Genomic DNA, 24,970 nt, shown 5'->3' on the forward strand with positions numbered 1-24,970 from the left:
CATGACTGACACAATCACCATGCTCAACCCGGATTTCCCGTTCAGCTACGACCACTACTTAGCGCACCCCGCCGGTTTGGGCAGTGTTCCGCAGCCGGCTCATGGCACCGAGGTCGCCGTCATCGGGGCAGGGCTTTCGGGGCTGGTGGCCGCCTACGAGCTCATGAAAATGGGGCTCAAGCCCGTCATCTTTGAACCCGAACAAATTGGCGGGCGGCTGCGCACGGCCAGTTTCCCCGGGGCGCCGGATGTTACGGCGGACCTGGGCGGGATGCGCTTCCCGGTCTCGGGGCGCGCCTTCTACCACTACGTCGACGAGCTGGGATTGGCGAGCGCGGAGTTCCCCAACCCGCTCTCCGGGGCAACGTCCAGCACCGTCATTGAACTGACTGGCGAATCCCATTACGCCGTCACCGAGGCGGACCTCCCGGAGTTCTTCCACGAGGTGGCCCGGGCTTGGCGTGCATCCGTGAACGACGGCGCCGCATTTGCCCAGATGCAAGAAGCCATCCGGGCGCGGGACACCAAGACCATCAAGGAACTGTGGAACGCGCTGGTTCCGGCATTGGATGAGCAAACCTTTTACGGTTTCATTGCCGCGAGCGAGGCGTTCAAGAAGGCCGGATTCGGCCACCGCGAGGCTTTTGGTCAGGTGGGCTTCGGCACGGGTGGCTGGGACACCGACTTCCCCAACTCGATCCTGGAAATCCTCCGCGTGGTCTACACCGACGCCGACGACGGCCACCGCAGTATCGTCGGCGGAGCGCAAAAGCTCCCCGAGGCACTGTGGGAGGATGCGCCGTCGGGCATGGCACACTGGCCCGCAGGGACCTCGCTGAAGTCACTGCACGCCGGATCCCCGCGCGGGGGTGTCGCCAAGATTGCCCGCGCCGCGGACGGCTCGCTGGAAATCACTGAGCGCTGGGGCAAGAAGCACCGTTTCCCCGTGGTCATCAGCACCTGCCAGTCATGGCTGCTCTCCACCCGCATCAATACGGAGGAATCGCTGTTTGCCGCGCCCATGTGGACGGCCATTGAACGGTCGCACTACATGCAGTCCTCCAAGACGTTCGTCATGGTGGACCGGCCGTTCTGGAAGGACATTGACCCGGAGACGGGCCGTGAGGTCATGTCCATGACGCTGACCGACCGGCTCAACCGTGCCACCTACCTGTTGGACAACGGCCCCGACGCGCCCGCCGTCATCCTGCTCTCCTACACCTGGAACGACGACGCGCTGAAGTGGCTTTCGCTGTCGGCGGAGGAGCGGGTGGAGCTCATGCTGCACTCGCTGGCCCAGATCTACCCGAACGTGGACATTGCCTCACACATTGTGGGGTCGCCCATCACGGTGTCATGGGAGGCCGACCCCAACTTCATGGGGGCGTTCAAGGCCAACCTGCCCGGCCACTACCGCTACCAGCAGCGGCTGTTCACGCACTTTGACCAGGCGGAGCTGCCCGAAAGCCAGCGGGGCATCTTCCTGGCCGGCGACGACGTGTCCTGGACGGCCGGCTGGGCCGACGGCGCCGTCACCACGGCGTTGAACGCCGTGTGGGGTGTGGTCAAGCACCTGGGCGGCATCTCGGCGCCGGAGAATCCCGGCCCGGGGGAGCTGCTGGCCGAGATCGGGCCGATGTCCCTGGACTAGGCGTGGCCCGACCTTTGCGACAACCGACGGCGTAGCTCATCTAGATGCCCGGCTCAAGCACCCACACGAGCTGCGCCGGCACTGTTGTCCCGACCGTCAATGACAGAACTCCGTGGAATTGTTCAACAACCTGTCGTGTTCCTTGGGGCACTTCCTGTGGCTCCTGTCACCCAATCTGGATGGATGGAACCATGGCCACCGGCGCCAGGGGCATCGACTACCAGCTGCCGTAGCGGGCGGCCCCGTGAACTAGGGGGAGTCGGGAAGGTGGCCCAGCAGTTCCGCCTCGGCCCGATCCAAGTATCTGCGCAGGGTCTCGGCAGCCTCGGCCCGGTCCCCGGCGGCCAGCAGCCGGACAAGCTCCGCGTTGAGCTCAACGTAGTTGCTGTGAAAGTCCGGCGCCCCGCTCATGGCATGGAACACCAGACGCATCTGGGCCAGCACCCGCGTCATGATCTCCGCCAAGCCGCGGCTTCCGGTGCTACGGATCAATTCCTCATGGAAGCGCTGGTTGGCGCTTGCCATCTCCGCCACGGAGCCGCGGGCCAGGGCCTGACGGGCGTCGGCAACAACCTCACCCAGGGCGTCGACGTCGAGCTCAGGCCCCCACAGGACGGCGGCGGGTTCGAGCATGCGCCGCACCCGGTAAATCTCGCGAATCTCCTCCCTGCCGGGCGCGGCGACAAAGACGCCGCGATTGGGGAAGCGGGTGATGATCATTTCACCGGCCAGGACCGTGAACGCCTCGCGCAGGGTGTTTCGGGAGACGCCGAGTTGGGCCGCCAGGGCCAGTTCGGAGAGCTTGCTGCCCGGCAGCAGCTTCCCGTCGGCAATCCGGGCTCGCAAGACCGCCGCCACCCACTCGCCGGTGTGCGCGTGGGTGGCCGGATCAAGCCGGGACAGGTCATCGAGGGCAGCATTCATGGGCATGGCTACAATCTACCCAATGGGCCGGGGTGGTCGTTTCAGGATCGCGGCCGCGCAGCTGCGACAGACGATCCGGCCGGCTGTGTCGCCACGGACAATCACGGCTCCGGGGGTGAAAGTGCCGTGCGTCAGCGTGCCGCCGCGGTGCGGAGATAATGGTTTCCATCTTCAGGGCTTCCAGAACCACCGCGGGGTCGCCGGCGGTGGCCTCCCGGACGGCCTGGGCAAAGTCCGCGTTCTCGGGCAGGAAGCCGTAGCCCGGGTGGTCGGCGTCCGGTTCGGAATAAACAGCCACGGAGGCCAAGCCGGCATCGGCACAAGCGCGCGCCACACGCACGGCGATCTCGCCGCGGTGGGCAATCAGAACTTTTTTCATCAGTGGATTCCTTGCGTGTGGCCCGCCAGGTTGTCGCCAAGGCGGGCAAGCATGATCGGGGGTGTGGGCTGCGGGGCCAGGGTGTCGGGGTCGACCCGAACGAAACGCACGCGCGACCCTGGAGCCAGCTGCGCGGCGGCCGGCAGGTCTTCCGGGACCACCACGCCAATGACCGGGTAGCCGCCGGTGACCGGGTGGTCGGCCAGGAACAGCACCGGCAGGCCCGACGGCGGGACCTGCAACGCCCCCCAGACGACCCCCTCACTGGCCAGCTCGCCCTCGCGGATCCGTGTCAGGGCTGTGCCGCCGTCGTCGAGCCCCAGCCGGACGCCGATCCTGTTCGACTCGGAGCTGACTAGCCAGGATTGCGACGCGAGCGTGGCCAGCCCGGCCGGACCAAACCAGTCCTCCCGGGGGCCGGTGGTGAAGCGCAGCCTGATGACGCCGTCGTCGGGGAGCTCGGGCAGGGTGCTCGGTTCCGGGGCGCCGACGACGTGCACGCCGGTTATGGTCCCGACCGGGATGGTGTCCCCGGCGGCCAAGGGGGCGGGCCCGATCCCCGACATGAGGTCGCTGGAACGGCTGCCCAGGACCAGCGGCGCGGCGATGCCGCCGCGCACGCCCACGTAGCAGCGCAGCCCGGCCAGTGCGGGGGAGAGTATCAGGGTTTCCCCCGCCAGCAGGGCAAAGGGGGCGTTCTGGGCGGGGTGCCGTGTCGGGTGTTCGGGGGAGCTGACGCTCAATTCCACAGCGGCGCCCGTGACGGCCAAAACCTGGTCGGTGATGGCCCGCAGAGACAGCGAACCCATGAGGTTTTCAACGACGGCGTCGCCGCGCCCGTTGCCGACCAGCCGGTTGGCCGCACGGGCCGCGGCCGGGTCGACGGCGCCTGCCGCGGACACGCCGAGCCCGCCCAGGCCGGGACGGCCCAGGTCCTGGATCAGTGATTGCAGCCCCGGGGAGACCACTGCCAGCCCGCCGGCCGGGTGGGTGCTTGCCGCGGCCGGGGCAACGGCTGCCGGCTCCTGCGCGGCATCCCCGGCAGTGGAACCGGCGTCGTGGCCAAGGTTCAGGCTGGGCCGGGCCGGGACAAAACGGACCCGGTCCATGGGGCGGATAAGCGCCGGGCTCTCGCGCTCGAGGGACCACAGGAGAGCGTCGCTGTGCCCGATCAGCTGCCAGCCGCCGGGTGACTTGCGCGGGTAGATGGCGGAGTAGTCGCCGGCCAGGGCGACGGCGCCGGCCGGCACGTTGGTGCGCGGGGTTCCTCGGCGCGGCACGGACAGGGTCCGGTTCTCGCCGGTGAGGTAGGCGAAGCCCGGGGCGAAGCCGCCAAACGCGGCCCGCCAGAGCTGGCCCGTGTGCGCGGCGATGACGGCTTCGGTGCTCAGGCCCGTGAGTTCGGCGACGTCGGCGAGGTCGGCGCCGTCGTAGTGGACGGGAATCTCAACAAGCTTTCCGGCATCGGCGGGGGCGCTGCCCAGCGGCAAGGAGGGGATGGCTGCCGCGGCGGCCTTGGCTGCGGGCCGGGAGTCGAACTTGATCAGGACTGTGCAGGCCGCGGCAAGGACGTCAAGCTGGCCCGGCAGGGGTGCTGCCGCCAACCGGGCGGCCAATGCGAGCACCGCCTGAAGGTCGGACAGTTCCACCAGAAGGGCGCGGGTGCCGGCAAAATGGGTGGCGGTGACGCTCATACAAAGCTCGTGATCTGCACGCCGGCGGCCTCGAGACCGGCGCGGACGGCTGCGGCCATGGCCACGGCGCCTGCCGTGTCGCCGTGGACGCAGATACTTTCGGCCGGCATGGCGATGACGCTCCCGTCAATGGCCGTGATGGTCCCCTCCGTCGCCAGCCGGACCATGTTGGCTGTGACCTGCACCGGATCGTGGAGTACGGCGTTGGCCTCGCGGCGGGAGACCAGGGTCCCCTCCGGGGTGTAGTTGCGGTCGGCGAAGGCCTCGGCCACGGCACGCAGCCCCGCAGCCTCGGCACGGGCCAGGGCGAGCGAGCCCGGCAGCAGGACCAGCGGAAGGTCGGTGCCGAACGCCTTCACGGCGTCGACCACGGCCCGAGCGTGCCCCTCATGGTGGACGATCGTGTTGTAGAGGGCGCCGTGCGGCTTCACATACTTGATGGTGGTCCCGGCCGCCCGGGCCATAGCGGAGAGCGCGCCCAGCTGGTAGAGCACGTCGTCGGCCAGTTCGGTGGGGGAGCAGTCCAGGAAGCGGCGGCCGAATCCGGCCAGGTCCCGGTAGCCCACGTGGGCGCCGACGGTGACACCTGCGGCGACGGCAGCGCGGCAAGTCGCGGCGATGGTGCTGGGGTCCCCGGCATGGAAGCCGCAGGCGACATTGGCGCTGGAGACGGAGGCGAAGATTGCCGCATCGTCGCCCATGGTCCAGTTGCCGAAGGACTCGCCAACGTCTGAATTTAGGTCAATGAAAGGCATGTGTGATCCCCGTCTCGTAAGGTGTTCCTCCAAGGATGCCCTACTTAACAAGATTGTTCAACAATCTGCCGTGCCAGTGCCGGTGCGTGGCCGTGCCTGCGTGCCGCGCTCGTGCGTGGCCCCAGGCCGGGCACCATAAATCCGGCTTAGTCGAAGACGACTGTCCTGTGCCCGTCCAGCAGCACCCGGTGCTCGGCATGCCACTGCACCGCCTGGGCCAGGGTGCGCGCCTCAACGGCCCGGCCCACGGAGACAAAATTCTCCACCGAGTGGCCGTGAGCCACCCGGATCACTTCCTGCTCAATGATGGGGCCCTCATCCAGCGCGGCTGTGACGTAGTGGGCCGTGGCGCCAATGATCTTCACGCCGCGGGCATGTGCCTGGTGGTACGGTTTGGCACCCTTGAAGGACGGCAGGAAGGAGTGGTGGATGTTGATGGCCTTGCCGGCCAGGTGCTTGCACAGGTCATCGGAAAGGACCTGCATGTAACGGGCCAGGACCACCAGTTCCACGTTGTGCTGGGCAACGAGCTCCAACAGGGCCGCCTCGGCGTCGGCCTTCGTCTCAGGGGTGACCGGGATGTAGTAGAACGGGATGCCATAAAACTTGGCCAACGGTTCAAGGTCCCTGTGGTTGGAGACAATCGCCGGAATCTCGATGGGCAGGGTCCCCGAACGCTGCAGGAACAGCAGGTCGTTGATGCAGTGCGCGGCCTTGGACGCCAGAATCAAGGTGCGCACGGGCGCGCCGGCGCGGTGCAACTGCCAGTTCAGGCTGAACGGCTCTGCCACCGCTTCGAGGTGTTCGCGGAGGCGGCTGAAGGAGGTGGTGGTTTCCACGGCGACGCGCATGAAGAACGTGCCGGTGTCGGGGTTGCCGTACTGCTGGGAATCGGTGATGTTGCACCCGGCTTCCAGCAAGGATCCCGACACGGCGTGGACAATGCCTGGCTGGTCGGCGCAGGAAAGCGTCAGGACATATCCGGTGGGGGAGTGGGGAGAGTTCAGTTCAGTCACCCGTTCAACGTTACCGCTCAAATGTGCCCCTGTACTACAATTAGGGTGTTGCGACTGGCGATGAGGTGGGACACCACCGGGGAGCAGCACGAAGCGAAGACCTTAAGATCGTACGCCTGGGACGCGAGGTCAAGTAAAGCTCATGCGCGCCATTGGCCGTTAGATGAAGTTCAACGACGGCCGGTAAACGCAGGAGCGATATTCTTTCCTAGAAGAGTTTTTTCGTGCTGCCTACTCAGGAGTCTGTAGTGACTTTTAGCCCCACCCAGTCCGTGACCAATGCCCCGCTCTCCGAGCTGGACCCGGAAATCGCAGCCGTCCTCAGGGACGAGCTTGGCCGCCAGCGCGACACGCTGGAAATGATCGCCTCCGAAAACTTCGCCCCCCGTGCGGTGCTTGAAGCCCAGGGCTCGGTGCTGACCAACAAGTACGCCGAAGGGTACCCGGGTCGTCGCTACTACGGTGGCTGTGAGTACGTGGACGTGGCTGAAACCCTGGCCATCGAGCGGGTGAAGGACCTTTTCGGTGCCGAGTACGCCAACGTTCAGCCGCACTCAGGTGCCCAGGCCAACGCTGCCGCCCTCGCCGCCATGATCAAGCCCGGCGAGAAGATCCTTGGCCTGTCCCTGGCCCACGGCGGTCACTTGACCCACGGCATGAAGCTGAACTTCTCCGGCAAACTGTACGACGTCGCCGCCTACCAGGTTGAGCCGGACACCTTCCGCATCGACATGGACAAGCTGCGCGAACAGGCCATCGCCGAGAAGCCCCAGGTCATCATTGCCGGCTGGTCCGCCTACCCGCGCCAGCTGGACTTTGCCGCGTTCCGCTCCATCGCCGATGAAGTGGGTGCCCTGCTCTGGACGGACATGGCCCACTTTGCCGGTTTGGTTGCAGCAGGCCTGCACCCGAGCCCGGTGCCCTACTCCGACGTCGTCACCTCCACGGTGCACAAGACCCTTTCCGGCCCGCGTTCCGGTGTGATCCTGGCCAAGAAGGAGTGGGCCAAGAAGCTCAACTCCGCCGTGTTCCCGGGACAGCAGGGCGGCCCGCTCATGCACGTCATCGCCGCCAAGGCCGTGGCCTTCAAGGTTGCCGCCGGTGAAGAGTTCAAGGAGCGCCAGGCCCGCGTGCTCGAAGGCGCCAAGATCATCGCCGAGCGTTTGAACGCCCCCGACGTTGCCGCGGCCGGCGTGTCAGTGCTCACCGGTGGTACTGATGTCCACCTGGTTTTGGTTGACCTGCGCAACTCCGTCCTTGACGGCCAGCAGGCCGAGGACCTCCTGCACAGCGTTGGCATCACGGTGAACCGCAACGCCGTCCCGTTCGACCCTCGCCCGCCGATGGTCACCTCGGGTCTGCGCATCGGCACCCCGGCACTGGCCACGCGTGGCTTCGGTGCGCCGGAGTTCACCGAGGTTGCCGAGATCATCGCCGCAGCGCTGAAGGGCGGGGCAGATGTTGACGCCCTCAGCGCCCGCGTGAAGGCACTTGCCGCGAACTTCCCGCTCTACCCCGGTCAGGAAGAATGGTAACAATGGCTGTAGCTCAAATCCTTGATGGCAAGGCCACCGCCGCGGCCATCAAAGCCGAGCTGACCGAACGTGTGGCGGCCCTGGCCGCCCGCGGCGTCACCCCCGGCCTTGGCACCATTCTGGTTGGCTCGGATCCGGGCTCGCAGTGGTACGTGGGCGGTAAGCACAAGGACTGTGCCGAGGTTGGCATCACCTCCATCCGCGTTGACCTGCCCGAGACGGCGACCCAGGCCGAAGTTTTGGCCGCCGTCCGTGCGCTCAACGAGGACCCTGCCTGCACCGGTTACATTGTGCAGCTGCCCTTGCCTGCGCACATTGACCAGGACGTGGTGCTTGAAGCCATTGACCCGGACAAGGACGCTGACGGCCTGCACCCCATGAACTTGGGCCGCCTGGTGGCCAATGTGAACAGGCCCATGACGTCCCCGCTGCCGTGCACCCCCAAGGGTTGCATTGTGCTGTTGGAACGCCACGGCATCACCCTGGCGGGCAAGCGCGTGGTGGTCGTTGGCCGTGGCGTGACCATTGGCCGGCCCATGGGCTTGTTGCTGACCCGCCGTGACGTCAACGCCACAGTGGTGTTGGCGCACACCGGCACCAAGGACCTGGCGGCTGAACTGCGCCGGGCCGACGTCGTGGTGGCCGCCGCCGGCGTGCCGCACATGATCAAGGCAGCGGACCTCAAGCCCGGCGTCATTGTCCTGGATGTTGGCGTGAGCCGCGTCGATGATGGCAACGGTAAGGCCGTTGTCACCGGCGATGTGGAGCCCGCGGTGGCAGAGGTTGCCAGTTGGATCTCCCCGAACCCGGGAGGAGTGGGCCCCATGACCCGCGCGATGCTGTTGGCCAACGTGGTTGAGGCGGCAGAGCGCGCCTAGCGCTTGCTTTTCCAGCTCCCCGACGCGAGCGTTGGGAGGACGACGGCGGAACTTGTGTTCCGCCGTCGTCCTCCCTTTTGCTGGGGGCCACGTTTTACGGGTTGAGCGACTCGACCCGTTCGGGGCGCCCATCCACCCAGGCCATGAGGGTGCGCACGGTCTCGGGCAGGTTTTCATCCGTATAGAAGACGCTGACGGGCGCCTCGGTATCCTCCAAGGAAATTTCATAGAGTTGGGCGTCGGGCCAGTTGCGAGCAGGGGCCGACACCGGCTGAGCCGCCAGATTGGCGCGGGCAACCGCCCCGGCAAAGGCCTCCGCAGCAGTGTGCGGCAGGGTTTCGGCGTCGAGCTCAGTTTGGGACACCAGGCCCGCCAGCCCGCCGCCCCGGCGAATCGTCAGCTTCATGTCCGGACACCGACCTCTTTCCATGCGTTGTGGACTATGTCCTGCTCGGTGGAACTGAACAAGGATCCGGCGATGTCCACAGTGGCTCGGGCGGCCTCGTCGAATTGCGAGTTGGGGCGCAGGCGGGTGGTCAGCACGTCGTACCAAATCTTGCCCGCCTTCTCCCAGGAGTTGCCGCCCATGGCCGTGGCCGCCAGCGCGAAGGCACGGTTGGGGATGCCGGAATTGATGTGCACACCGCCGTTGTCGTTGCGGGGGTCATTGTCATCGGGCAGATCCACATAGTCGTCCATGTGGCCGGGTTGCCGGTCGCCGGAGTAGGCGGTGCCGGGATTCATCATGGAGCGCAGCGCCGCCCCCAGGGTGGGAACCAGGATTCCCGCCCCAATCAGCCAGTCGGCGTCGGCCGCGGACTGCTTCACGCTGTATTGCTTGACGAGCGAACCAAACACGTCGGAGAAAGATTCATTCAGGGCGCCGGACTGTTTGCTGTAGATCAGGCCGGCCGTCAGTTCGGTGACGCCGTGGGTCAGTTCATGGGCGATGACATCCAGCGACCGGGTCAGTCCGCCAAGCTGGAAGATCCGCCCGCTGCCGTCGCCGTACACCATTTGGGAACCGTCCCAGAAAGCGTTGTCGAACCCAACACCGTAGTGCACGGAGGAAACCAGCTCCAGCCCAACCCCGTCAAGGGAGTTGCGCTTGTACACGTCGCGGTAGAACTCGTAGGTTGCGCTGCTGCCGTCGTAGGCTTGGTTGACGGCCACATCTTCCACCGGCGGCTGGCCCCAGTCCCTGACCCGCACCCCCGGCAGGAAGGTCCGGCCATTGGTCTTGTTGTCGTAGATGGTCAGGCGCCGCTGCGGGGTGACGGCGAAGCCCACCATTTGCCCGATGTTCAGATTGAGCTGGCGGTTGAGCCGTCCCATCACGGCGCGTTGTGAACGGATGGCGGCCGAGGTGGCCAGGGCCCGCACAGCAGCCTCGCGCTGTTTTGGGGTGCCGTCAACGGCCAAGCGGCCCAGCATATCCGGCGGAGCAATGCTGCAGTTGGCTCGCCCATGAATTCTCGACATGTCCTTGCCTCTTCTTCCTGTGGGGGCGGAAATTTCAGTGATGACCAGGACGCTGCTCAGCTGAGCAGCGGGATGCGGAAAATCTGGCCGGGGAAGATCAAGTTGGGATTGACGATGGTGTCCCTATTGGCATCGTAGATGTCGGTGGCCGTGGTGTTCTGCCCCTGCTGCAGGGCGATTTTGGTGAGGTTGTCACCGCTCTTGACCTCATAGAGCTTGAAGCCGGCCAGTGCCGTGAACAAGGTGACGCGGACAAGATTCAGATCGGGGCCCGGCGGATGGATGCCTGAGGGATCGTCACCAAATACCTGCAGCGTCACGTGGGCGCCTCTGGCCGGGGTGTTACCCAGCGTCACCACATTGCCAAAGTCGTGGATGACGCCCATGGATCCGGCGCCGTGGATATTGCCGCTGCCCAAGGTGTGCCCGGCATTGTCCAAAACTTTCCACAGGACCACTGCCTCAAAACCGGTGCCGAAACCGGCAATCACAAACGCCTTGCCAATCACGTCATTGTGGCGCGGCTGACGGATCTCTATCAAACGTGGAACAACCATGGTGTCCTCCTGAGTCATTTTCCACCATGATGCGCCTGTTCCGTGCCCGGGGCAAGGGAAGCTTTTTGGGGCCGCGCTATCCGTGCCGGAACAGGGCGGCCTGCACGCGCGAGGCCAACCCAAGCTTGCCGAGCACCCGCGAGACGTGGGTCTTGACAGTCGTCTCGGAAATGCCCAGCTGCCGGCCGATCGAATAGTTACTCAGACCCTCGCCAAGGCAGTCAAACACCTCCAGCTCCCGGTCCGTCAAGACCTCAAGCTCCGGGCGTTGCGCCGGCGCCTGGCCGGGGCCGCTCCCGGGGGACAGCGCTGCCGCCACAATCCGGGCCGTCACCTCCGGCGCCACAACCTGGTCGCCGCCGTACACACGCCGCACCGCCTCGGTGATGGCCGCCGGTTCCGCGCTCTTGAGCAGGAATCCCTGCGCCCCGGCCGCCAGCGCGCCAAAAAGGTAGGAGTCATGGTCAAAGGTGGTGAGCACCAGGACCTTCGCCAGGTCCTCGGCGCAGACGGCCATGGTGGCGCCCACCCCGTCCATGACCGGCATGCGCAGATCCATCAGGACGACGTCGGGCCGCAAAGACCGGGCCATGCTCACCGCGAGTGCACCGTCACCGGCTTCACCAACCACCTCCAGGTCGGCTGCGGTGTCAATGACCATGCGCATACCCAGTCGGATGGCTGTGTGATCATCCGCCAGCAGGACTGAGATGCAGTGGGGCGCCGTGTCCCCGGGCGCGCTCATGCCCCGTGCCGTTCCGGTGTGCCGGGCGCGGTGGCGCTCGCTGTAGTGGCGCCGGCCTCCCCACGCGCGGGGACGGGCAGGGTGAGCGACACTTGCCACTGCCCCTCACTGGGGCCGGCCGTCAGTGTTCCGCCGGCGTGGGCCGCCCGGAAGGACATGCTGGGTATGCCGGTGCCGGTGCCGTTGCGCCGGACGGGCCGTCGTTGGAGATCTCGGGCAGCGGGTTGGTGACGCACAAGTGGACGGCGTGGGGCGAACCCTGCGTGAGCGTGAGCACTATCGCCTGGCCGGGCGCGTGCCGGGTGGCGTTGAGCAGGGCCTCGGCGGCCACGCGATAGAGGGGGGTCGGCGACGGCAGGTGCGCGCCGGCGTCGGGCAAGTTATTTGAAAACAACACCCTGGTCCCGGCGCGTTGATACTGCTCCACCAGGCCCGGCAGATCGCTGAGCCGGCCCGCCGTTTCGCTCGCTTCCCCGGCATGCAGGAGCCTGATCATGCTGTTGAGTTCGGCCAGGCCCGCGGTGCTTTCGGTGCGGATCTGGCGGAGGAGCTCACCGTGTGCGTCCGCAGCCGCGATGCCCGCGCTGGCGCCCGACTGCAAAGCAGCCCCGGACTGTAAGGCGATGGCCGACAGCCGGGCGGAGATGACGTCATGGAGTTCGCGTGCCATGTGCGCCCGTTCCTGCTCCAACGCCAGGTCATGGGCGTTTCGTTCAGCCAGCAGGCGTTGCTCGGCGGCATCGTGGACGGCGTCGGCCCGGGCGGTTTCACTCTCGGTGAGGAGGTGTGCCTTGCGCAGGTTCCCCGCCCATTCCACAGGTGTCAGCAGCGTGACCACAGCAATAACGGCTGCCGCGACGGTTTCCTCGACGCTTCCGGAGACGGCGAACACCGTCAGGACCAGCATGGCCGTGAGGACCCACGAGCCTCGGGCGGCGAGTTGGGAGACGCGCGGGGAAGCGAACAGCACCAGTGAAAAGAAAAGCTCGAAGGCCAGCACAAAAGCACCCGCATGACCTGCCAGTACGAAGCCGATGACGGCCAGGGCACACAGCCACGCCATGGCTGTCGGTGCCGCCCGCCGCAGCAGGACCCCTGCACAGCCCAGCACGGCGATGGCGGGCCACGCCGCGGCGAACGCTGGCACACGGAGGTTGCCGGTCGAGGAAAAATTGACGGCCGCAAGGAGCCAGAACACGGCGAAATATCCCCCGGCCAGGGCCAGATCTTCAACCCTGATGGCCGCCAGGCGGTGAACAGTCAAACCGCTGTAGCCACTGCGCAGGCGCGTGAACACTGCTGCGGGTTCGGCCGTGGCTGTGGGTTCTTCCATGTGCCCATCTTCCGTTGCCGGGTTGCCGACAAGCAAGCGACGTGCCGCGCCGTCCGACTAAGGGATGACCCCCAGGTGGGCCGGATGGCCGATGTACGGCAGGGACAGTTTTGGCACGCTGGGTCCATGACTCCCGCACTATATGCACAATTGGCAGTCCTGGCGCTGATCGACAGCACCAGCATCGGCACGCTGTTGATCCCGCTGTGGCTGCTGCTGCGCCTAGATACCAAACTGCTGGTGCCACGGATTCTGCTCTACCTGGGGGTGTTGGCCTGCTTTTACTTGTTGCTGGGTGTGGTGGTGCTCAGCGGGGCCAGCTGGCTGATCGGCGGCCTGTCCGTTGACTCGGTGGCACAGCTGCCAGCTGTCCAGTGGAGCATGAGCATTGGCGGAGGTCTCCTGCTCGCTTATGCGTTGTTTGCCGGTTCCGGCAAGAAGCCAGTGACAGTTGGCGCGGGCGCTGCCGGGCCGGCGTCGAACGACCACCCGGGGAAGCTCGCAGCGAAGACCCCGGCAGCGCAACGGCGCTGGCAGGGCAGGATAGCGTCGGCACTCACGAGCCGCGCCGGCATCGTCTCGTTGGCTCTCGTGGCCGGCGTCCTGGAGCTGCCCACCATGCTGCCGTACCTGGCCGCCATAGGGTTCCTGGCCAATTCATCACTGCCGTTGCCCGGTGAGCTGGCCGTCCTGGCCAGCTATTGCCTGGTGATGCTCATCCCGGCCCTGGTGCTGCTGGGTCTGCGGGTCAGCCTGGGCGCAACGCTGGACCCCTTCCTGAACCGTGTCAGCAACAAGCTGGGACAGATCTCCGCCGAAACCATGATGTGGGTGGTGGGGATAGTCGGCTTCCTGCTCCTGCGATCGGGTTTGTCATACCTGGCCCCGCTGGCGGCTTGGAACCCGTTCAAATAGTCCGGCGGCCGCTTGGCGGGCCCTCCCGTTCGCCACTGGTGGAAGCAGGTCCCGCCACACGCTGCCATTTGAGAGAATGGAGGCATGACTTCTCTTGGAACAGGCAAAATATCCAAACCCAGCAAGTACACAGGCGTGGGCACCATCGTGTTGGCGGTTGTTTTCCTGGTGGCACTGGTGTTCGCGGCCAACAGCAGCACGGTGCTGGGCTGGATCATCGCCGCCATTGCCTTTGGCTGGCTGGTGCTGTCCACGGTGGTGTACATCGGCGTCCACAAGGCAGCAGCGTTTGGTGCGCGCCAGGTTGCCCTGGCCCAGGCCCAGCTGGCGCAGCAGAACAGTGTCAAGGCCCCGGCCGACGGCGGCACCCACCTTGTCGCCGACGATGCCGGCTCCCGGCAGAGCGCCAAAGCGCGCGAACTGAAACTGGATCACTCCTTCAAGATCATCAGCGTCCAGATCGGCGTGGTCAACGAGTTCCTGGGCAAGGACCCGCAAATGGTGGCCCGCGCCCTGGAAACCATTGACATCACAGCCGTCAACGGCCGCGGCATGATCAACCCGAACTGGGAGGCTCAGGAAGCCAAAATGGATGCTGCCATGGCGAAAAAGGACGCCGAACGCCAGCGCGCGGCGAACACCACGGCAGGCCAGGACGACGAACCCGTCTCCGGTGTCATCATCGACTAGGACAGGTTCGGTCTGTTCAGAGGTGACACACATTCGCCGCGGGCCTGCGAGGGCAGGCAATGCGCGGCTGGACATGCAGCGCACGGACCTGCGAATCGTGGGTACCTGCGGGTAAGGTGGTGCAAGTGAGTAACGGTAATGAAAACGGTCAGTTGCGGATCGCAAGCGTCAACGTCAATGGCATCCGTGCCGCCTACAAGAACGGCATGGGCCCCTGGCTGGCCGAGCGCGACGTTGACATCCTGTGTCTGCAGGAAGTGCGCGCACCCGATGCCATAGTGGAGGGTTTCCTCGGCGAGGACTGGCACCTGCTCCATGCCGAGGCCGAAGCGAAGGGCCGGGCGGGCGTTCTGATCGCCACCCGCAAGGATGTTCTGGCACCGGTGGCCACCCGTGTGGGTATCGGTGAGGACTATTTCGCCACCACAGGACGCTGGGTTGAGGCCGACTATGTCATCACCGGCTCCGACGGTTCACCCACCACGTTGACTGTTGTCAGCGCCTACGTGCACTCCGGCGAGGTGGGCACCCCCAGACAAGAGGACAAGTTCCGTTTCCTGGACACCATGATCGCCCGGCTGCCCCAACTGGCAGCCACCAGCGACCATGTGCTGGTGGTTGGTGACCTCAACGTCGGCCACACCACGCTGGACATTAAGAATTGGAAGGGCAATGTGAAGCGTGCCGGCTTCCTGCCCGAGGAACGCGCCTACTTTGACAGGTTCTTTGGCGAGGAAATCGGGTTCAAGGACGTAGCCCGCGAACTTGCCGGCGACGTCGAAGGCCCCTACACCTGGTGGTCCAACCGTGGGCAGGCGTTCACGAATGACACGGGCTGGCGCATTGACTACCACATGGCCACGCCGGGCCTTGCCGCCAAGGCTGCCCGGGCAGTGGTTGACAGGGCAGAATCCTATGAGGCCCGCTTCTCCGACCACGCGCCGCTGGTCGTCGACTACAAGTTCTGAAGGACTCCTAGCTTTCATGAGTGAAATCACCGCCCGCCCCCGCGTTCTTTCGGGCATGCAGCCCTCCGGCGACTCCCTGCATCTGGGCAACTATCTGGGAGCGCTGGTCAACTGGGTCAAAACCCAGGAGGACTACCAAACCCTGTTCTTCATCCCCGACATGCACGCCATCACCGTCACTCAGGATCCGGCGGAGCTGCGCGAGCGGACCCGCAAGACGGCCGCCCAGTATATTGCCGGCGGCATTGACGTTGAAAAGTCAACGTTGTTTGTGCAGTCGCACGTGCCCGAACACGCCCAACTGGCCTGGGTGCTGAACTGCATCACCGGCTTCGGTGAGGCGTCGCGGATGACCCAGTTCAAGGACAAGTCAGCCAAGGGAGGTTCCGACGCCGCCAGTGTAGGGCTGTTCACCTACCCGGTGTTGATGGCGGCGGACATCTTGTTGTACCGCCCCCAGGGTGTGCCCGTGGGGGATGACCAGCGCCAGCATGTGGAGTTGGCGCGGGATTTGGCGCAACGGTTCAACCGCCGCTTCGGTGACACCTTTGTGGTGCCGGAGGCTTTCATTCAAAAAGAAGGCGCCCGCATCTATGACTTGCAAAATCCGACGTCGAAAATGTCCAAGTCCGCGTCCGGACCCAACGGGCTGATCAACCTGCTGGACGATCCTTCGGTCACGGCCAAGCGGATCAAGTCAGCAGTCACCGATACCGAAACTGTCATTGCCCACGACCGGGCGCTGAAACCCGGTGTCACCAACTTGCTGGAGATCCTCTCGACGTTGACGGCGACCCCTGTGGGGGACTTGGTGGCAGCGTACGACGGCAAGATGTACGGACACCTGAAGGTTGATGTGGCCGAGGCTGTGGTGGCCCGCCTTGAACCCATCCGGGCACGCACCCTGGAACTGCTCGATGACCCGGCCGAGCTGGACACGCTGCTGGCCCACGGGGCCGCGAAGGCACGCGAAATTGCGTCCGTGACACTTGCCGACGTCTACGCCAAGGTGGGGTTCTTGCCCCCACGCCCGGCGGTTGGATAAGCGTGCCAGGCATTGGTCAGAGCGGGACCTCGCCGGTTCCGCACGTCGACGGTCTTGGCGTCATTGTCTCCCTGCCCCCGGCTCTTGCCGCCGTGCTCAGCGCTCGGCGAGAGTTCTACGCGGGCCCGGATGCCGCCGTCGTGCCTCCGCACATCACGCTCGTCTCAGGAAGGACCAGTGACACGTGGGAGAAGGCTGCCGAGCATGTGCGCAAGGTGGCCGCAACCGCTACGCCGTTTGTGATTTCGTTGCGCGGGACGGGGACGTTTGAGCCGGTCTCCCCGGTGGTGTACGTCGATGTTGCCGACGGTGGCGCCGAATGCACGACGCTCCACGAGCAGTTGTTGGCGGGTCCGCTGGAGCACCTGCTGGAGTTTGATTTTTATCCCCACCTGACTGTTGCCCACGACCTTGACGAGGCAACCATGGCGCTGGCAAAGTCTGAGCTGGCTGGCTTTAGTGCCGACTTTGAAGTAGCCAGCATAGGACTGTTTGACCATCTGGCCGGTGGCTGGGAACTACGCGAGGAGATCAGCCTTGGGGGAGTCGCAACATCGTGAGAAGGCCGACGGTGGCCACTTTCCAGGGACGACAGCTCCCGGCGTGCGAGCCAAGCGTCCCCTGGCGGCACCCAGCCAGGCGCCGCCCAGCCCCCTGGACCGCAGGGCGCTAGCCGCCTGGGCCAGGTCCAAGCAGGAGGCGTTCCAGAGCGCCAAGGCCGGCGGCAAAGCCCTGAGCAAGGCGGCGGCGCTGCTGCACTGGCTCAACGCCAGGGCCGGGCACATGTTCCCGGTGCGTGTGTGGAACCTGTACACGCGCCGGCGCGGGCCGTTGCTGGCGGCCGGCAACGCCTACCTCATGTTTTTCTCCGTGGGTGCCATGCTGGTGGCCGGGTTTGCCATCTTCGGCATGATCGCCTCGGACAACGAGGTGCTCAGTGCCGCCGTGATTGATCTGGTGGCTAAGAGCACCCCGGGGCTGATCAACACCGGCTCCGGCGGCCTGGCCACGCCCGAACAGCTTCTTGGCACCGGCGGATTCGGCTTGACGCTGGTGATCTCCCTGATCGCGCTCACCATCACGGCCCTTGGCTGGATTAACGGGTTGCGTGAAGGCATCCGTTCCGTGCTGGGACTATCCCGGGACCGGACCAATTTTCTGCTCTCGAAGGCACGCGACGTCCTCACCCTGTTGGTGCTGGCCGTGGCCCTGGTGCTGACCAGTGCGCTCGGTGTCCTGAGCACAACGGCCGTGGGCAACATCAGCGAGTTCCTTGGCTGGGGCAGCTTCCTGCCGGGCCTGTCCGCCCGGCTTGGCTCAGTGGCGCTGATGTTCGTGCTGGATGTGGCCGTGGCGATGGTCATGTTCAGCATGGCCTCCCGGGTGAGCATGCCGCGCCGGGTGTTGTTGCTGGCCTCGGTGTTTTCCGGTGCCGGCGCCACCCTGTTGCGATTCTTTAGCGCCCTGCTCCTGAACGGTGTCACCAACAACCCCTTGCTGGCCCCCTTTGCCGTGATCTTGGGCTTGTTCGTCTGGTTCTTCCTGCTTAGCCAGGTGTATTTGATTGCCGCGGCGATCGCAGCCGTCCGATCCGCGGATCTGCGCCCGCGCCGCGCCAAGGCGTAGACCCGCGGCTGCCACCGCCCCGCCCCGCCCCGCCCCGCCGCCCCGCCCCGCTGCCCCGCCGCCCCGCCGCCGCCCCGCCGCCCCGCTCCGCCGCCCTCCGCCCCGCCCCCGCCGCCGCCCCGCCGCCGCCCCGCCGCGAGTCAGACGGAGGCCCGCAAACAAGCTGCAAGTCAGCGTCTGTCTCGGCGGCGATCCGTCTGTCTCGGCACGGTGGGCCGGGTTAGCGCGCCAGGGCCGCCAGGATACGGGCCTTGAAGGATTGCTCGTTGAAGAGGTCCTTCCACTGCACACGGATCACCCGCCAACCGTCCTCGATCAGCGCATTCTCGCGCTGACGCTCCTCGAGGAGTACTTGCTCGGTGGGAGCGTAGTCAAAGTACTTGCTCTGGCCGTCAAACTCCAGAATCAGTCGTTTTCCCGGCCAGGCAAAATCGGCACGGAATACCCCCAGACGGGTGGCAATCCACAACTGTGGCACCGGAGCGGGGATCAGTAGCTCCCTCATGAGATCACGAGCCAGCGTCTCACCCGGTGATTCCGAACGTTTGTCGGCGTGCCTCAGAACCTTGCGCAAGGTCCGGATACCGCGGTGGGCGCCCAGCGTTTCGGCGGTGGCACGCAGCCTGGCGATGTTAGCGCCCAGGTGCAGGGCATGGTCTGCCACGATCAGTGCCTGTTTGTAACGCATTGTCAGGCAACAATCGATCACTGTGCGTTCCAGCGACGTCACCTGCAGGCCGTCGATCGTCACCACATCTTGTTCGGGAAGCGCCCGCGCATGAACAACGCTGTCCTTGCCGTGGCCGATGCTCGAAGGCTTGCCGGGCTGGGTGAGATGGATCAGGGTGTCCGCCTCCCATAGGCACAGTCCGTGCAATCGCGCTGCCGAGACATGGCTGTACACAAAGCCGGACGCGGAGGTGTTCAAGGTGGCAAAGCTGTGCAACACCACCCTGAGCCGCTCCCGGCCGGTGGACGATTGCCGATACCAGTAAGCCGCGCGGACATAGCAGCCCTGACGGACCCGAAGAATCGCACCTCCCTCGAGCAAACGCCTGATGGCACGGTCGTCGAAACCGGCCTCCCTCAGCTGGCTCGTCCGCCACACAACGCGCCGGTCGGGGAAGGCTGTGCGGAAGCGGCCCAGCGTCGCTTCCACGGGGACACGGTGGAAGCTGGCACCCCGTCCCGGGCCAGAACCGGGTTGGGCGGACGTGGGCCATGGTTCGCCGGCGGAGCGGGGGACGGCACTGAGTCTGGCCGGGGAGCCGGAGCGGGGGACGGCGTCGTGCTTGGGGGAGGGTACCTGGGAGTCCATACTTCAAGCGTGCGGCACAAAACGGGCCAGAAACGGGCTCGCCAGAATCTGTGGATAACTCCGAAATCGCCGAGTCAGATGGAGAACCGCGAACAGGCCGTTGCGCAGCGTCTGACTCGGCGGGGGTTCGTCTGACTCGGCGAATGGAGAGGTGGGGGACCGTCTGACTCGGCGAACTGAGGGCGCCCGCGAACGCGAAAGCGCCGCCCCCACGGAACGGGGACGGCGCTTAGGGCGAAGCCGGTGTTAGATGCTGCGACCCAGGATGGCCTGCTTGACCTCGGCGATGGCCTGCGTGATCTGAATCCCGCGGGGGCATGCTTCGGTGCAGTTGAAGGTGGTGCGGCAACGCCACACGCCCTCTTTGTCGTTGAGGATCTCCAGGCGCATGTCGCCGGCGTCATCACGGGAATCGAAGATGAAGCGGTGTGCGTTGACAATGGCGGCCGGGCCGAAGTACTGCCCGTCGGTCCAAAACACGGGGCAGGAGGACGTGCACGCGGCGCACAGGATGCACTTGGTGGTGTCGTCGAAACGCTCGCGGTCCTCGGCGGACTGCAGGCGCTCCTTGGCCGGGTCGTGGCCACGGTTCACCAGGAACGGCATGACCTCGCGGAAGGACTGGAAGAACGGCTCCATGTCCACAATGAGGTCCTTCTCCACGGGCAGACCCTTGATGGGCTCAACCGTGATGGGCTTGGACGTGTCCAGGTCCTTCAACAGCGTCTTGCACGCCAAACGGTTGCGGCCGTTGATGCGCATGGCATCGGACCCACAAACACCATGGGCACAGGAACGGCGGAAGGTCAGTGAACCGTCCTGCTCCCACTTGACCTTGTGCAGGGCATCCAACACGCGGTCGGTGCCGTACATGGTCATGGTGAAGTCTTCCCACGTGGACTCTTCCGAGACCTCAGGGTTGTAACGGCGCACCCGCAAGGTGACGTCGAAGGTGGGGATTTCCCCGCCGCCACCGAGGTGGGCCGGGATTTCAATCTTGGATGCCGGTTCCGGCAGTTCAGTTTCCACGGTGCTCATTAGTACTTCCTCACCATCGGCTGGTAGCGCGTAAAGACGACGGGCTTGGTGCCCAGGCGGATCCCGGCAATGCTTTCAGCGGAGTTCTCTTCCGTGACGCCCGAGTCCAGGTATGCCATGGAGTGCTTCATGAAGTTCTCATCGTCGCGCTCCGGGAAGTCCTCGCGGTAGTGTCCGCCACGGGATTCCTGGCGGTGCAGGGCAGCCACCGTCATGACCTTCGCCAATTCCAGCAGGAAGCCCAGCTCCACTGCCTCGAGCAGGTCAAGGTTGAAACGCTTGCCCTTGTCCTGCACAGTGATGCGCGAGTAGCGCTCCTCAAAGGATGCAATGTCGGCCAGAACCTTGTTCAAGGAATCAGCCGTACGGAACACCTGCATGTTCGCGTCCATGGTGTCCTGCAGATCCTTGCGGATCAGCGCAACCTTTTCGCCGCCGTCGGAGGTGCGGACATGCTCCAACAAGGCGACAGTCTCAGCTTCCGGGTTCTCCGGCAGTTCCACAAAGTCGGCCGTGAGGGCGTACTTGGCCGCGGCAATACCGGCGCGCTTGCCGAACACGTTGATGTCCAGCAGCGAGTTGGTGCCCAAACGGTTGGAACCGTGGACCGACACGCAGGCAACTTCACCGGCGGCGTAGAGGCCCGGGATGACTGTGTCGTTGTCCTGGAGGACCTCGGTGGTGATGTTCGTGGGAACACCGCCCATGGCGTAGTGGGCGGTGGGGAACACCGGGACGGGCTCCGTGTACGGCTCCACACCCAGGTAGGTGCGCGCGAACTCGGTGATGTCCGGGAGCTTGGCGTCAATGTGCGCCGGCTCCAGGTGGGTCAAGTCCAAAAGGACGTAGTCCTTGTTCGGGCCACAACCGCGGCCTTCACGAACCTCGTTGGCCATGGAGCGGGCAACAATGTCACGCGGCGCCAAGTCCTTGATCGTGGGGGCGTAACGCTCCATGAAGCGCTCACCCTCGGAGTTGCGCAAGATTGCACCCTCGCCGCGGGCCGCCTCGGAGAGCAGAATGCCCAAACCGGCCAGGCCTGTCGGATGGAACTGGAAGAACTCCATGTCTTCTAGCGGGATGCCCTTGCGGAACGCGATGCCCATGCCGTCGCCGGTCAGCGTGTGTGCGTTGGAGGTGGTCTTGAAGACCTTGCCGGCGCCACCTGTTGCCAGGATGACACTCTTGGCCTGGAACACGTGCAGTTCGCCCGTGGCCAGGTCGTAGGAGACGACGCCGGCCGTCTTCTTCTGCAGGTAGATGGAGCCATCCGCGCGGGTGGCCTCCTCTTCGACAGTGAGAAGATCCAAAACGTAGTACTCGTTGTAGAACTCAACGTTGTGCTTGACGCAGTTTTGGTACAGGGTCTGCAAAATCATGTGACCGGTACGGTCCGCGGCGTAGCAGGCACGGCGCACGGGCGCCTTGCCGTGGTCACGGGTGTGGCCACCAAAGCGGCGCTGGTCAATGCGGCCCTCGGGTGTGCGGTTGAACGGCAAACCCATCTTTTCTAGGTCGATGACGGCCTCGATGGCTTCCTTGGCCATGACCTCAGCGGCGTCCTGGTCTACCAGGTAGTCGCCGCCCTTGACGGTGTCAAAGGTGTGCCATTCCCAGTTGTCCTCTTCGACGTTGGCGAGGGCTGCACACATGCCGCCCTGTGCTGCGCCGGTGTGGGAGCGGGTGGGGTAGAGCTTGGTCAGAACAGCGGTGTGGGCACGCTGGCCGGATTCAATGGCGGCACGCATTCCTGCGCCACCGGCCCCGACGATTACGACGTCGTATTTGTGGACCTGCATACTGGATGCTCTTTCTCTCATTTACTGCGCAAAATACTGGTGTTCACTTCGTGCTGATCCGCCCGCCGATGCTGCCGGGAGCGGTGAGTTCCTCAAAAAGTATTAAGGAACCGTGCAGAAGGACGGGAGGTCGATGACGGCGCCGGGAGGGCACGGGTCAAAGGTGAAGATCACCAAGGTGCCCAACACAATGATGACTGTGGAGGCGATGAACAGCACAGTCTTGAGCGTCAGGCGGGTGCCGGCGCGTTCTGCGTAGTCATTGATGATGGTGCGCACACCGTTGGTGCCGTGCAGCATGGCCAACCACAGCATGGCCAGATCCCAGATCTGCCAGAACGGGTCGGCCCACTTGCCAGCCACAAAGCCAAAGTCGATGGCGTGGATGCCTTCGCCGACCATGAGGTTGACAAACAAGTGGCCGAAGATCAGCACAATCAAGATGACCCCGGAGAGGCGCATGAACAGCCAGGCAAACATCTCAAAGCTGGAGCCGGAACTCGTGGACCGCTTGTATTTAGGTGACCGTGCGCTGTCCGAGCGCGGTGACGCAATGGCGTTGGTGCTCATTTAGTGCCCCCCGAAGAAATTAGAGAAGACAATGGTGAGGTGACGGATCAGGAACGGGATCATGGTCACGGCCCACAGCCCCAGGACGCCCCAGAGCAGCTGACGCTGGTACTTGGGGCCCTTCTTCCAGAAGTCGATGGCGATGATGCGCAAGCCGTTGAAGGCGTGGAAGACGATTGCTGCCACTAGTGCCGCTTCACCCAAGCCCATGATGGGGTTCTTATACGCCCCAATAACTGCTGTGTACGCCTCTGGGGACACGCGCACCAATGAGGTGTCCAGGACGTGCACCAACAAGAAAATAAAAATTACTACACCGGTAATTCGGTGTCCCACCCAGGACCACATGCCTTCTCGGCCGCGGTACAGAGTGCCAGCTGGTTTTGTCGGCACTGAATAAACCTTCCCTGCATCACCGTTGCGCTGGCGTGGTTCCACGCGGGGAAACGCACACGGCGTGAGCACTCATAACTTTGCCTAAATTTAGGCTTAGCTAACAGCATATTCAACTTAGGCACTCCTTGCTCTATGCGACAAATCACAGGCGTGTCACATTTTCGTGCTGTAGGGGCCCGATTTTCCCCGTCCTGGAGCGTTCGCGGCGGTGTCCTGGGGTGCGCCGGCGGCGCCCCCGGCTCTCCTACCGTGGGTGGAAATTTCGTGGCGGACCCCCGGCCCACGCACCGGCATACCTTAGGGTGGGGGTGATGAATACGCAAAATTTGGTTGAACCCGAGCAGCCCACAACGGATCCGTTGGGCAGGTTTTATGCAGTGATTCCCGCCGGTGGTGTTGGCACCAGACTGTGGCCGTTGTCCCGGGCCGCCGCCCCCAAGTTCCTGCACGACCTCACCGGCAGTGGCAGCACGCTGCTGCGCGCCACCTATGACAGGTTGGAACCGCTCAGCGGCGAGAAGGTCCTGGTGGTGACGGGGGACGCGCACCGCGACGCCGTGTGCCTGCAGCTGCCCGAAATTGCTGACGCGAACCTGGTGCTGGAAACTGAGCCGAAGGATTCAGGGGCCGCCATTGGTTTGGCCGCAGCCATCTTGTATCTCCGTGACCCCTCCACCATCATGGGATCGTTCGCCGCTGACCAGGTCATCAGTCCGGTGACGGAATTCCAGGCCGCCGTGCGTGAAGCCATCTACACGGCAGCCACCGGCAAAATTGTGACCATCGGCATTAAGCCGACTCACGCATCCACCGGGTTCGGTTATATAAGGACCGGTTCACCGCTGCACATTCAGGGCGCCCCGAGCGCCCAGACGGTGGCGAAGTTCGTGGAGAAGCCCAGCGAGGCAGTCGCCGAAGAGTACCTGGCCAGTGGCGACTACAACTGGAACGCCGGCATGTTTGTGGCCCCGGTGGAATTGATGCTGCACCATTTGAAGATCAACGAGCCCGAACTCTATGAGGGCCTGATGGAAATCGCCATGGCCTGGGACACTCCCGAACGGGTCGCTGTGAAGAACCGCATCTGGCCCACCCTGCCGAAAATCGCCATTGACTACGCTGTTGCCGAACCCGCGGCCGACGCCGGCGACGTGGCAGTGATACCGGCGTCCTTTAGCTGGGATGACGTGGGCGACTTCGCTGCCATTGCGCGGCTGAACAACGCCAAGGAGGTGGATGCCGTCACCGTCCTGGGTGAGGGTGCCCGGGTGTTCACGGAGAACAGCAGCGGCATTGTGGTCACCGACACCAAGCGAGTCATCGCCTTGATTGGTATCCAGGATGTGGTGGTCGTTGACACCCCCGACGCCCTGTTGGTCACCACACGCGCTCATTCACAATTGGTGAAAAACGCTGTTGACGGCCTCAAGGCCAAGGGCGACACCGACGTCCTCTAGCCTTTTCTTGAATCTGTGTGGCAGTTATTGGATCGGAAAGCGCTTTCCCAGCCAAAATGGCGAGTTACAGGGATGGCGAGTTACAGGGATCTTGAATTTTAGGGGTGGTTGCAACACTGGGTGGTTAGCTTGGTATCAGTAGATCACGGAATACTTCGGCTGGTGTTTTCCAGCCGAGTGACTTGCGGGGGCGTGCGTT

General features: G+C 64.7%; 24 protein-coding genes, 1 pseudogene and 1 riboswitch. Of the genes and pseudogenes, 10 read left to right on the forward strand and 15 right to left on the reverse strand.

Annotated elements, in window-relative coordinates; translation table 11 throughout:
* Position 1 precedes the first annotated feature (1 nt).
* Complete coding sequence (locus ACX80E_RS12835; protein ID WP_459302377.1) at positions 2-1,651, forward strand: flavin monoamine oxidase family protein; 1,650 nt, start codon at positions 2-4, stop codon at positions 1,649-1,651.
* Between the two features lie 249 nt (positions 1,652-1,900).
* Here ACX80E_RS12835 and ACX80E_RS12840 read toward each other — a convergent pair whose 3' ends face one another.
* The 5 genes and pseudogenes from ACX80E_RS12840 to purU all read right to left on the reverse strand — a co-directional run bounded on the left by ACX80E_RS12840 (position 1,901) and on the right by purU (position 6,410).
* The gene (locus tag ACX80E_RS12840; protein ID WP_459302378.1) at positions 1,901-2,581 is read right to left on the reverse strand and encodes a GntR family transcriptional regulator; all 681 of its coding nucleotides are present in this window, start codon (positions 2,579-2,581) and stop codon (positions 1,901-1,903) included.
* A 202-nt stretch (positions 2,582-2,783) separates the two neighbouring features.
* Positions 2,784-2,954, reverse strand: a pseudogene (locus ACX80E_RS12845) (biotin carboxylase N-terminal domain-containing protein); the annotation flags it as partial.
* The gene (locus tag ACX80E_RS12850) at positions 2,954-4,648 is read right to left on the reverse strand and encodes a carboxyltransferase domain-containing protein (RefSeq protein WP_459302380.1); all 1,695 of its coding nucleotides are present in this window, start codon (positions 4,646-4,648) and stop codon (positions 2,954-2,956) included. The gene ACX80E_RS12850 and the pseudogene ACX80E_RS12845, both read right to left, overlap by 1 nt.
* A complete protein-coding gene (locus ACX80E_RS12855; protein WP_459302381.1) occupies positions 4,645-5,403 on the reverse strand; it encodes a LamB/YcsF family protein in 759 nt (252 codons plus the stop codon). The genes ACX80E_RS12850 and ACX80E_RS12855 overlap by 4 nt, the downstream gene beginning before the upstream one ends.
* A 146-nt stretch (positions 5,404-5,549) precedes the next feature.
* Positions 5,550-6,410 carry a formyltetrahydrofolate deformylase gene (purU, locus tag ACX80E_RS12860; protein WP_459302403.1) on the reverse strand — a complete coding sequence of 287 codons (861 nt, stop codon included), beginning with the start codon at positions 6,408-6,410 and terminating at the stop codon, positions 5,550-5,552.
* Between the two features lie 49 nt (positions 6,411-6,459).
* Positions 6,460-6,548, forward strand: a riboswitch (ZMP/ZTP riboswitch).
* Positions 6,549-6,667: 119 nt separating this feature from the next.
* Here purU and glyA point away from each other — a divergent pair.
* On the forward strand, positions 6,668-7,954 hold the full coding sequence (gene glyA, locus ACX80E_RS12865) for a serine hydroxymethyltransferase (RefSeq protein WP_459302382.1): 1,287 nt from the start codon (positions 6,668-6,670) through the stop codon (positions 7,952-7,954).
* Entirely contained in the window at positions 7,948-8,832 is an 885-nt protein-coding gene (locus ACX80E_RS12870) for a bifunctional methylenetetrahydrofolate dehydrogenase/methenyltetrahydrofolate cyclohydrolase (RefSeq protein ID WP_459302383.1), read from the forward strand. The genes glyA and ACX80E_RS12870 overlap by 7 nt, the downstream gene beginning before the upstream one ends.
* Positions 8,833-8,926: 94 nt before the next feature.
* On the opposite strand, the gene ACX80E_RS12875 is transcribed toward ACX80E_RS12870, so the two are convergent.
* The 5 genes from ACX80E_RS12875 to ACX80E_RS12895 form a co-directional block, all read right to left on the reverse strand.
* Positions 8,927-9,238 carry a protealysin inhibitor emfourin gene (locus ACX80E_RS12875; RefSeq protein ID WP_459302384.1) on the reverse strand — a complete coding sequence of 104 codons (312 nt, stop codon included), beginning with the start codon at positions 9,236-9,238 and terminating at the stop codon, positions 8,927-8,929.
* Entirely contained in the window at positions 9,235-10,314 is a 1,080-nt protein-coding gene (locus tag ACX80E_RS12880) for a M4 family metallopeptidase (protein ID WP_459302385.1), read from the reverse strand. The genes ACX80E_RS12875 and ACX80E_RS12880 overlap by 4 nt, the downstream gene beginning before the upstream one ends.
* Positions 10,315-10,370: 56 nt before the next feature.
* Positions 10,371-10,871, reverse strand: coding sequence for a LysM peptidoglycan-binding domain-containing protein (locus ACX80E_RS12885; RefSeq protein WP_459302386.1), 501 nt, complete (start codon positions 10,869-10,871; stop codon positions 10,371-10,373).
* A 76-nt stretch (positions 10,872-10,947) separates the two neighbouring features.
* Positions 10,948-11,616 (reverse strand): response regulator, encoded by a 669-nt coding sequence (locus tag ACX80E_RS12890; protein ID WP_459302387.1) that lies wholly within the window; start codon positions 11,614-11,616, stop codon positions 10,948-10,950.
* Between the two features lie 121 nt (positions 11,617-11,737).
* The gene (locus ACX80E_RS12895) at positions 11,738-12,949 is read right to left on the reverse strand and encodes a sensor histidine kinase (protein WP_459302388.1); all 1,212 of its coding nucleotides are present in this window, start codon (positions 12,947-12,949) and stop codon (positions 11,738-11,740) included.
* 126 nt (positions 12,950-13,075) lie between these two features.
* On the opposite strand from ACX80E_RS12895, the gene ACX80E_RS12900 reads away from it, so the two are divergent.
* The 6 genes from ACX80E_RS12900 to ACX80E_RS12925 all read left to right on the forward strand — a co-directional run bounded on the left by ACX80E_RS12900 (position 13,076) and on the right by ACX80E_RS12925 (position 18,193).
* Positions 13,076-13,864: a GAP family protein gene (locus ACX80E_RS12900; protein ID WP_459302389.1), complete on the forward strand. Its 789-nt coding sequence runs from the start codon at positions 13,076-13,078 to the stop codon at positions 13,862-13,864.
* A gap of 84 nt (positions 13,865-13,948) precedes the next feature.
* The gene (locus ACX80E_RS12905; protein WP_459302390.1) at positions 13,949-14,554 is read left to right on the forward strand and encodes a hypothetical protein; all 606 of its coding nucleotides are present in this window, start codon (positions 13,949-13,951) and stop codon (positions 14,552-14,554) included.
* A gap of 116 nt (positions 14,555-14,670) precedes the next feature.
* Positions 14,671-15,522: an exodeoxyribonuclease III gene (locus tag ACX80E_RS12910; protein WP_459302391.1), complete on the forward strand. Its 852-nt coding sequence runs from the start codon at positions 14,671-14,673 to the stop codon at positions 15,520-15,522.
* 16 nt (positions 15,523-15,538) lie between these two features.
* Complete coding sequence (trpS, locus tag ACX80E_RS12915; protein WP_459302392.1) at positions 15,539-16,567, forward strand: tryptophan--tRNA ligase; 1,029 nt, start codon at positions 15,539-15,541, stop codon at positions 16,565-16,567.
* A 2-nt stretch (positions 16,568-16,569) separates the two neighbouring features.
* Positions 16,570-17,127, forward strand: a complete 558-nt coding sequence (locus ACX80E_RS12920; protein WP_459302393.1) for a 2'-5' RNA ligase family protein — start codon at positions 16,570-16,572, stop codon at positions 17,125-17,127.
* Positions 17,105-18,193 carry a YihY/virulence factor BrkB family protein gene (locus tag ACX80E_RS12925; RefSeq protein WP_459302394.1) on the forward strand — a complete coding sequence of 363 codons (1,089 nt, stop codon included), beginning with the start codon at positions 17,105-17,107 and terminating at the stop codon, positions 18,191-18,193. Before ACX80E_RS12920 ends, ACX80E_RS12925 begins: the two co-directional genes overlap by 23 nt.
* A gap of 220 nt (positions 18,194-18,413) precedes the next feature.
* On the opposite strand, the gene ACX80E_RS12930 is transcribed toward ACX80E_RS12925, so the two are convergent.
* The 5 genes from ACX80E_RS12930 to sdhC form a co-directional block, all read right to left on the reverse strand.
* Positions 18,414-19,511 (reverse strand): type IV toxin-antitoxin system AbiEi family antitoxin domain-containing protein, encoded by a 1,098-nt coding sequence (locus ACX80E_RS12930; protein WP_459302395.1) that lies wholly within the window; start codon positions 19,509-19,511, stop codon positions 18,414-18,416.
* A 246-nt stretch (positions 19,512-19,757) separates the two neighbouring features.
* On the reverse strand, positions 19,758-20,540 hold the full coding sequence (locus tag ACX80E_RS12935; RefSeq protein WP_459302405.1) for a succinate dehydrogenase iron-sulfur subunit: 783 nt from the start codon (positions 20,538-20,540) through the stop codon (positions 19,758-19,760).
* Positions 20,541-20,548: 8 nt separating this feature from the next.
* Positions 20,549-22,348 carry a succinate dehydrogenase flavoprotein subunit gene (sdhA, locus tag ACX80E_RS12940; protein ID WP_459302396.1) on the reverse strand — a complete coding sequence of 600 codons (1,800 nt, stop codon included), beginning with the start codon at positions 22,346-22,348 and terminating at the stop codon, positions 20,549-20,551.
* A gap of 102 nt (positions 22,349-22,450) precedes the next feature.
* The gene (locus ACX80E_RS12945) at positions 22,451-22,918 is read right to left on the reverse strand and encodes a succinate dehydrogenase hydrophobic membrane anchor subunit (RefSeq protein WP_459302397.1); all 468 of its coding nucleotides are present in this window, start codon (positions 22,916-22,918) and stop codon (positions 22,451-22,453) included.
* A complete protein-coding gene (sdhC, locus tag ACX80E_RS12950; protein WP_459302398.1) occupies positions 22,919-23,311 on the reverse strand; it encodes a succinate dehydrogenase, cytochrome b556 subunit in 393 nt (130 codons plus the stop codon). It abuts the gene before it with no gap.
* 314 nt (positions 23,312-23,625) lie between these two features.
* On the opposite strand from sdhC, the gene ACX80E_RS12955 reads away from it, so the two are divergent.
* Positions 23,626-24,771: a mannose-1-phosphate guanylyltransferase gene (locus ACX80E_RS12955; protein WP_459302399.1), complete on the forward strand. Its 1,146-nt coding sequence runs from the start codon at positions 23,626-23,628 to the stop codon at positions 24,769-24,771.
* Positions 24,772-24,970: the final 199 nt, after the last annotated feature.

The organism is Arthrobacter sp. TMN-49 (assembly GCF_054511095.1).